Here is an 8,170-nt window from a genome sequence, read left to right as displayed (position 1 = left end):
CGGTGGATGTGAATTTCGAGTGGTCGTGCTGCACGTTTGCTGCACGACCACCCGTTCGATACCGGTGAAACCCGCTCTGACCTGGTGCCCCCGGCAGGATTCGAACCTGCGACCAAGGGATTAGAAGGCCCTTGCTCTATCCCCTGAGCTACGGAGGCTGACTCGGGCGTGACCGCCCGAGCACGGTTGATGAGTGTACCCGCTCGGTTCGGAGCGTTTCGCAGGTCCCGCGGACACTGCGCTTGGACGCCGTCATAGCACCGGGAAACGATGTTGTCAGCAGTCACAACGCACTTCCGGCGTCTCACACCCTGCACTCCTGCCACAGTGGTTCGGGATCGATTCATCGACGCGGCGGGGGGCTGCTCAATGGCGGGGGAAACGTGTCCGAAGGCAACGAAATCTGTTCGCGGGGGCAAGAAGTCGAGAGTGTTCGCGGCGGCCGCTGCCGCGTTCGCACTCGCGTCGTTGCCGGCGACGGCACAGGCCGACATCACACCGATCACGGTCGTCAACGGCATCGTGTCGACGGTCGGTGGATGCCAGTCCGCCGACCTGCAGGCGATCATCCGGTGTACGCAGTTCGAGTTCCTCACCAGGCAGGCACCGTTGATGCTGGACATCGATGAGGCAGGCACAACCATCGTGGTTCTCGGCGCGGGCCTGTACGACGATGGTTCGATGCGTCCGATGCTGGTCGACCGATTGAACGCCGCGTTGACGTTGGCCCGGCGCTATCCGGCGGCACCCATCGTCACGAGTGGCGGCGTTCCGCGTTCGGGGGTGACCGAGGCGCGTGCGATGCGTAACTGGTTGGTGGACAACGGTATCGCGCCCCACCGAATCACGGAGGAGGACCGATCACGTTCCACCATCGAAAATGCCGCGAACACCGTCACGCTGCTGGCGGGTCGGCGGACGTCGGGAATCGTCGTCGTGTCCAGTCCGAATCACGTCGAACGTGCGCTGGTGAACTTCCGCAACGCGACGGCGGGCAGACTGCCTGTCAGCGGCGTGATCTCCGCGGGCTGACAGGCGTCCACGCTGCCGACGGCCCGGGCCTAGGACGCCTCGGCGACCTCACCGGTCGGCGGCGGGACGTCGAGGTTCTCCGCACGTTCCAGGGCGTCGACGACCAAGGCCGCGTGGAGAGCCATCAGGCCGACAGGGCTGAGCGGGTCGACGCCCGTGAGCGTCTCGATCCGCTTCAGTCGGTAGTCGACCGTATTGGGGTGCACGAACAGAGCTTTCGCGCTCGCACGTCGGTTGGCCTCGGTGGAGATGAACGTCTGCAATGTGTGCACGAGTTCGGGTGACGCGCTGAGCGGATCGATCAGCGCCCGCATCCGCGCCCGTCCGGGTCCGGGTCGCGTCAGCTGAAATTCCAACGCCATGTCGGCAGTGCGGTATACGCCCGACCGATAGTTCAAACCGCGTGCGAGCGAAACCAACTCACGGCAGTGAGTCGCGGTGGACGGAACGTCGTTCGTTCTGGCGGATGCGGTCGCGGCGAGCACACGACGTCCGAGCAGCGACTCCACGCGACCGACCAGGCCCTCCACCGATCCCTGTGCACCACCGGGCCGAAGCACCACACCGCCGCGCCCACCCAACGAGATCAGCGTCCCGTCCGGCTCGGACCGGGCCACGTCGTCTTCGATGCGGTCGAGAACGTTCTGCACCACGACCTCCCCGCCGGGACCGGTGCGATCGTCGTCGAAGGACAGCGAGACGACGTCGTAGTCGGCCGCGATCGCAACGCCCGCCCGTGCCGCCAGACGCACGCTTTCCCCGTCACCTGCCAGCAGAGACTCGGTCAATCGACGCGTGCGATCACGCTCCCCCGTGCTCGATCCGCAGCTGTCGAGGTAGACACCCGACACCGCAGTTCCCACGGCTTCGAGGACGCTGACCATGAGTACCGCACCGTCGACGACAGACGCGTCGCCGGTGGACGCCTTCTCTCGAAGTACCTGCGCGGCTGCGACATGCATCGTGTGCAGTACGGCTCGCAGTGGAACGCCCTTGCGCGCCAGCGCTCGTGATGCGCGTGACAACTCGTCGAGCTGCCCGGGGTCCGGTAACTTTCGCGCGGAGAGCGCGGAGGAGGCGACTGCGCGGCACCTCGACCTGAATTCCTCCTCGGGCCTGACGGGCGTATCGTAGTGTCGCGGCCCCACGTTCACCAACATGTCGGATCACCCTTTCTCGACGTGCGCCTGAGCGTCGGGAATACCGTAACGCAATTTACGGTCCGCAAGTACGCGATTGCGCATTCAAACATTCTCGAAGTTTGTTTCGGAAGGCCGTGGACACCCGAAGACCACCCGGCGTGATGCCGGGTGGTCTCGGTCGTTTCGCTCAGCGATTCTCGATGTCTCGGCGGTGCTCGAACTCGCCGTCGATGACGGTACCGAGGGACGCGTCGTCCCGTGCCTTGCGCGCGGCTTCCCGCATCTCGATCCCGTCGGAGATCCAGTCCCCGATCTCCCGCGTCACATCACGCACGGCTCCAGCAATGATGACGGCGATCTTGCCGACGTGTCCGGCCGCCGATTCCGTCAATTCCTGAACGGTGTCCTTGTTGCGTTCGAACTTGCCAACCACCGATTCGTCCCCTCGCATAGGTCTGTCGACTGTGGCGATGTCGGCCATGATCAGGCCGCAACCTTCGTGCGCTCGACGATAACACCGACATGCTGTGTCGAACCGGTCAGCGAATCGGGAAGAGCGAGTTTGAAGATCTTGCCCCACACCGTTCCGATCTGCTTGAAGAAACCGCCGGTGTTGTACGGCAGACCGTACTTGGTGCACAGAGCTTTCACTTCGGGAGCGATCTCGGGGTACCGATGAGCAGGAAGATCCGGGAACAGGTGATGCTCGATCTGATGGGACAGATTTCCCGACATGATGTGGAACAGCGGACTTCCCTCGATGTTCGCCGAACCCAACATCTGACGGACGTACCACTCCCCTCGCGACTCGTTCTCCGTTTCTTCCTCGGTGAACGTCTGGACGCCCGTCGGGAAGTGCCCGCAGAAGATGATCGAGTAGGTCCACAGATTGCGAATGAGATTCGCACCGACGTTGCCGACGAGCGTGGTGACGAAGAACGGCCCGGACAGGGCGGGGAAGACGACATAGTCCTTCAGCACTTGGCGACCGGCCTTGCGCCACATGCCTTTCAGCAACGGCTTGATGTCGTGCCATTTGCGCTTGCCCTGAATCACGTTCTCTGCCTCGAGATCATGCAACATGACGCCCCACTCGAAGAACACCATGAGGAGAAAGGCATAGACCGGATTGCCGAGGTAGTACGGGTTCCACTTCTGCCCCTCGTCCATGCGCAGAATTCCGTACCCGATGTCGCGATCCTTGCCGACGATGTTGGTGAAGGTGTGGTGCATGTAATTGTGCGAATGCTTCCACTGATCGGCCGGGCACACCGTATCCCATTCGAACACACGGGAATTGAAGCCTGGTTCACGCATCCAGTCGTACTGGCCGTGCATGACGTTGTGGCCGATCTCCATATTGTCGAGAATCTTCGAGATGCCGAGCGCACCGACGCCCGCCAGCCAAACCGGCGGAAGAAAAGGCATGTACATCATGGCGCGGCCGGCGATCTCGAAGCCACGTTGTGTCTTGACGATGTTGTAGATGTACTCGCGGTCCTCGTCGCCGAGCTTGGCAACGGTACGGGCACGCAGCTCGTCGAGTTCGCGCCCGAGTTCTTGCACCTGCTCGTACGACAGCACTGTCGGCGCGAGATCCTGCTGCGCGTCCGCGCGAGACCCGCCGAACAGTGGGAAAGACAGTGTGGGAAAAGGTATTCCGAACATAAGATCGTTCTCCGTTCCGGATTGTCCTGGTTCAGATGTCGAGCGCGACGTCGCCGACGGGTACCGACACGCAGAGTTGAATCTCCTTGTCCGGCTCGACGTCGACTTCACCCGTCTTGACGTTCTTCGTGCATCCGGACTTCTTCACGGACGTGCACGTGAAGCAGATGCCCATGCGGCAGCCGTACTCGGGGCTCAATCCGGCGTCTTCTGCCTGTTCGAGCAACGTTCGACCCGAATTCTCGGTTACGACACCGCTTTCCGCGAAGGTGAGCGTACCGTCCACGTCGTCTTCGACGGCCACGACAGGCGCCGCGAATTCCTCCGTGTGCAACCGATCCGACAGACCGAGGTCGTCGTACGTCTCGGCGACCGACCTCATCAAGGCCGGCGGCCCGCACAGGAAAGTCTCTGCTTCCTCGAACCACGGCGCGACCTCGTCGAGATGTGCACGTGAGAAATAGCCGTGCAGGTCGCCACCGGAATCCTGGTCCGTGTAGGCATACACGATCCGCACATCCGGAAACGCATCGGCGATCTCGTCGAGTTCACGTCGATAGGCGACGTCCCGTTCGGTGTACGCGTAGTGCACGAAGGTGAGATCGCTGGTGCACCCCTCGTCCAGCAGCGACCTCAGCATCGACAACACGGGCGTGATGCCGCTTCCGCCGCTGATCAGTAGGGTCCGGGCCGGACGAGGCGTCGGAACACGGAAGGTGCCGTCGGCCTGCGACAGGCTGACGACGAGTCCGGGCTCTGCCGTGCGATGAAGGTAACCCGAGACCAGACCGTCGGGATGCGCCTTGACGGTGATCTCGATGAGGCCGTCGGACCGATATTGCGAGCAGGCGGGCGAATAGCACCGCGTGTGGCGGACTCCGTCGATGACGACGCCGACCTGCACGAACTGACCGGCTTCGAACCCTTTCCACTGCCACGTCGGACGCAGAGTCAACGTGACGGTGTCTTCGGTGGATCGATGTACTGCGACGACCTCGGCGCGCAGATCACGCACCGTCGTCATCGGATCCACGAGCTCGAGGTAGCGATCGAGTTCGTGTGGCGACGCCATGGCCTCGAACAGCGACAACGCCGAGAACCTTCCGAAAAGACTTGACCGTCGCGACTTCTGTCCGAGCATCATCTCGCCTCCCGATCAGGGTCGAAACCGAGAAAGTTTCAGTGAACGTCTGTGCACTGGAATCAAGTGTGCCAGACGCTCACGGGAACCTGTCAACGCTGCTGTGACGCTAAGTACACCCTCAGTCGTGCGTGACCCAGGTCACCTCGATGACGAATCTCTTCGTCGAGCCGGCGGCGACCGAACAGTGGACAGCCATAAACTGACACTCGTGACGGAACCGGGTACGCGAGCCGAACGAAAGGAACGCACGCGCCAAGCGCTCATCGAGGGCACGCTGGAGCTGCTGCGCGACCGGTCGTTCGCCAGCGTCAGCCTCCGCGAAGTCAGCAGGTCCGCGGGCATCGTCCCGACGGCGTTCTACCGACACTTCGCGTCGATGGAAGATCTCGGGGTCGCCCTGGTGGAAGACTCGATGCGCATGCTTCGGCAGATGCTTCGGGACGCCAGGAAGGATCCCAGCGTCAAGAATGCGTCGGAATCGTTGCGCATCCTGGTCCGACAGGTACGCAACCACGAAGAACAGTTTCGCTTCCTGGCGCGCGAGCGCTACGGCGGAGTCACCGAGGTGCGTCGAGCGTTCGCCACCGAGCTGCGCATGTTCGTCAGCGAACTGACCATCGATCTGGCGCGCATGCCCGGCCTTCGAGCGTGGAACGTGGACGACCTGGAGATGGCCGCCGACCTGATCGTGTCGACGATGCTCACCGCCGCCGAAGGCCTGCTGGAGATCGACAGGCCTGGCAGCCGCAAGGAGCAGGACCTCGTGCGCAGAACCGAACAACAGGTGCGCCTCGTCGTGCTCGGCATGGGAGCCTGGAAGCCCGACCACAGTCGAGAGGATCGTTCATGACGTCGACCGCCACGACGGTGACCCTCGGCGAGCTCGAGTTCGACGTGCTCGTCGCAGGTCCAGCCGACGGCATTCCGACCGTGCTGCTGCACGGCTTTCCGCAAACATCCGCGTGTTGGGATGCGGTCGTTCCGCATCTCACGGCAGGCAGGCTGCGGACCATCGCACCCGACCAACGGGGTTACTCCCCCGGCGCGCGCCCCGCCGGAGTCGACGCGTACGCGTCGGACAATCTGGTCGGTGACGTTCTCGGTCTGCTCGACGCCTTCGGTCTCGACTCGGCACACATCGTCGGACACGACTGGGGTGCTGCGGTTGCATGGCAACTGGCAGCGCATCATTCCGACCGCGTGCGTTCGCTGACGGCAGTATCCGTTCCGCACACGGCAGCGTTCGGGTGGGCGCTACGTCACGACGAAGATCAGCAGGAGCGATCCGGATACATCGGCTTGCTGCGTCAGGAAGGCAAAGCCGAGAGGGTGCTGCTCGAGAACGACGGGGCCCGCCTGCGTGCGATGTTCTCCGATCGCAGTCTCGACGACCGTTACGTCGAGCACCTGAGTCAGCCGGGCGCGCTGACCGCCGCGCTGAACTGGTATCGCGCGATGACCAACGCGTTCGGCTCACTCGAACCGGTAGGTGTGCCGACGACGTACGTCTGGAGCAATCAGGACTCGGCGATCGGACGCGCGGCAGCCGAGCGGTGCGGCGAGTTCGTCGACGCGCCCTACTCGTTTGTCGAACTCGACGGGGTGTCCCACTGGGTTCCGGAGGAAGCGCCCGCGCGGCTCGCCGACGAGATCCTCACCCGCGTCCGCGCCGTCTAGACCCTGTCGGGCGCCCGGACCGCCATCAGAGCGGCCAGTCCGACGACGAGTACGAGGATCAGACCACCGATCCCGGCTCGGTCGGCGTCGAACAACCACACGAAGAGTCCGAACATCGTCGGCGCGAGGAACGACACCGCGCGGCCCGTCGTCGCGTAGAGCCCGAAGAACTGACCTTCCCGTCCTGGAGGCGCCAGACGAGCGAGGAAGGTACGCGACGACGACTGAGCCGGGCCGACGAACAAACACAGAATCAGTCCGAAGATCCAGAACAGAACGGGCCCGGACACGAACAGCAGCACGATTCCCGCGACGATCATCGACGCAAGAGAGAACGCGATGACGGCCTTGGGCCCGGTTCGGTCGTCGAACCGCCCTGCCGCAACCGCGCCCAGACCGGCGACGACGTTCGCAGCCACACCGAACAGCAGCACATCGGCGGTTCCGATGCCGTACACGCTGACGGCGAGTACGGCTCCGAAGGTGAAGACACCTGCCAGTCCGTCGCGGAACAGTGCACTCGCGACGAGGAAGTAGACGCTGCGGCGGTCGGCGACCCATAGTTCGCGTAGGTCGCGGAACAAAACCTTGTAGGACTCGACGAACCCGGCCTTCGCGGCGCCGGGGTCGGCACTCGTGGACGGCATCTCGGGTACGGCGAAGAACACCGGAATTGCCGACACCGCGAACCACACGGCCGCGAGCAACGCGACGAGACGGATGTTGAGACCACCGTCGGTGGTCAACCCGAGCAGACCTCGGGTGTCGCCGTCACCGGTGATGAACCCGAAGTAACAGACGAGCAACAGCACGATGCCGCCGAAATACCCCATCGCCCAACCGAATCCAGAGACGCGCCCGATGTTCTCGGGCGTCGAGACCTGCCGAAGCATCGAATTGTAGGGAATGCTGGCAAGCTCGAACAGGATCGATCCGGCAGCGAGGAGAACCAGACCGAGCCACAGGTAGTGGTAGTCGTCGCGAACGAAGAACAGGCCTGCCATGCTCGCGACGGTCAGGCCGGTCAGGATCGCCAGTGACTGCTTGCGCTTTCCTCGCGCGTCGAAACGTTGGCCGGAAATCGGTGCGAGAACGGCGATCACGACGCCCGACAGTCCGATGGCCCAGCTGAACCACGACGTCGCCGAGATCGAACCGGGCAGGTCGTCGCCCACGGCATCGGTCAGGTAGACCGAGAACACGAACGTCAGGATCACCGCGTTGAACGCCGCCGACCCCCAATCCCATATCCCCCAGGCGAATACCTGCTTGCGGGTGGTCGCGACGCCGACTACGGCATCCGCCTGTGCACTCATGTGTCGAAGCCTAAGCCAGGCAGGCGCCTCCGGCGCACGTGCGCGGTAATACATACCCCTCTATATGTCCAGTCCATAGACATATGAGAGTCGTATGTCTACGGACATGTGAGACACGCTTGCTGGCGTCGTAGGTGTGGGGCACCTGAATCGGCTAGGGAAGATTCCATGGCCAGAACGGGTGCGCGCCT

General features: G+C 63.4%; 8 protein-coding genes and 1 tRNA gene. 3 read left to right on the top strand and 6 right to left on the bottom strand.

From position 1 onward, the window contains the following. Window positions 1-82 precede the first annotated feature (82 nt). A tRNA-Arg gene (locus RhoFasB10_RS25565) sits at window positions 83-158 on the bottom strand. A gap of 271 nt (window positions 159-429) precedes the next feature. On the opposite strand from RhoFasB10_RS25565, the gene RhoFasB10_RS25560 reads away from it, so the two are divergent. Further along, window positions 430-1,032, top strand: a complete 603-nt coding sequence (locus RhoFasB10_RS25560; protein ID WP_308115177.1) for a YdcF family protein — start codon at window positions 430-432, stop codon at window positions 1,030-1,032. A 29-nt stretch (window positions 1,033-1,061) separates the two neighbouring features. Here the strand turns inward: RhoFasB10_RS25560 and RhoFasB10_RS25555 are convergent, their stop codons facing one another. From RhoFasB10_RS25555 to RhoFasB10_RS25540, 4 genes are all read right to left on the bottom strand, one after another. Beyond that, the gene (locus tag RhoFasB10_RS25555) at window positions 1,062-2,192 is read right to left on the bottom strand and encodes a helix-turn-helix domain-containing protein (protein WP_068423818.1); all 1,131 of its coding nucleotides are present in this window, start codon (window positions 2,190-2,192) and stop codon (window positions 1,062-1,064) included. A gap of 169 nt (window positions 2,193-2,361) precedes the next feature. Continuing rightward, window positions 2,362-2,607, bottom strand: a complete 246-nt coding sequence (locus tag RhoFasB10_RS25550) for a hypothetical protein (protein WP_068423860.1) — start codon at window positions 2,605-2,607, stop codon at window positions 2,362-2,364. 50 nt (window positions 2,608-2,657) lie between these two features. Continuing rightward, window positions 2,658-3,842, bottom strand: a complete 1,185-nt coding sequence (locus RhoFasB10_RS25545; protein ID WP_167679284.1) for an acyl-CoA desaturase — start codon at window positions 3,840-3,842, stop codon at window positions 2,658-2,660. 31 nt (window positions 3,843-3,873) lie between these two features. Continuing rightward, window positions 3,874-4,983: a ferredoxin reductase gene (locus tag RhoFasB10_RS25540; protein WP_167679288.1), complete on the bottom strand. Its 1,110-nt coding sequence runs from the start codon at window positions 4,981-4,983 to the stop codon at window positions 3,874-3,876. Between the two features lie 211 nt (window positions 4,984-5,194). Between RhoFasB10_RS25540 and RhoFasB10_RS25535 the strand changes: the two genes are divergently transcribed. Both RhoFasB10_RS25535 and RhoFasB10_RS25530 read left to right on the top strand, forming a co-directional pair. Beyond that, window positions 5,195-5,836, top strand: coding sequence for a TetR family transcriptional regulator (locus RhoFasB10_RS25535; protein ID WP_114331423.1), 642 nt, complete (start codon window positions 5,195-5,197; stop codon window positions 5,834-5,836). After that, a complete protein-coding gene (locus RhoFasB10_RS25530; RefSeq protein WP_167679282.1) occupies window positions 5,833-6,663 on the top strand; it encodes an alpha/beta hydrolase in 831 nt (276 codons plus the stop codon). The genes RhoFasB10_RS25535 and RhoFasB10_RS25530 overlap by 4 nt, the downstream gene beginning before the upstream one ends. Here RhoFasB10_RS25530 and RhoFasB10_RS25525 read toward each other — a convergent pair. After that, window positions 6,660-7,979, bottom strand: a complete 1,320-nt coding sequence (locus RhoFasB10_RS25525; protein WP_167679280.1) for an MFS transporter — start codon at window positions 7,977-7,979, stop codon at window positions 6,660-6,662. The two genes, RhoFasB10_RS25530 and RhoFasB10_RS25525, sit on opposite strands and share 4 nt — an antisense overlap. Window positions 7,980-8,170: the final 191 nt, after the last annotated feature.

Origin of the sequence: Rhodococcus sp. B10 (assembly GCF_011770055.1) — a bacterium.
GTDB classification, from domain to species: domain Bacteria; phylum Actinomycetota; class Actinomycetes; order Mycobacteriales; family Mycobacteriaceae; genus Rhodococcoides; species Rhodococcoides kyotonensis_B.
Note: the sequence above shows the minus strand (reverse complement) of the source record. Positions and strands in the feature narration are given on the sequence as shown.

Bases quoted from the DNA above. Each gene is read 5' to 3' on its own strand.
- RhoFasB10_RS25540 (WP_167679288.1), bottom strand. From the start codon at position 4,983: ATGCTCGGACAGAAGTCGCGACGGTCAAGTCTTTTCGGAAGGTTCTCG.
- RhoFasB10_RS25525 (WP_167679280.1), bottom strand. From the start codon at position 7,979: ATGAGTGCACAGGCGGATGCCGTAGTCGGCGTCGCGACCACCCGCAAG.
- RhoFasB10_RS25545 (WP_167679284.1), bottom strand. From the start codon at position 3,842: ATGTTCGGAATACCTTTTCCCACACTGTCTTTCCCACTGTTCGGCGGG.
- RhoFasB10_RS25555 (WP_068423818.1), bottom strand. From the start codon at position 2,192: ATGTTGGTGAACGTGGGGCCGCGACACTACGATACGCCCGTCAGGCCC.
- RhoFasB10_RS25530 (WP_167679282.1), top strand. From the start codon at position 5,833: ATGACGTCGACCGCCACGACGGTGACCCTCGGCGAGCTCGAGTTCGAC.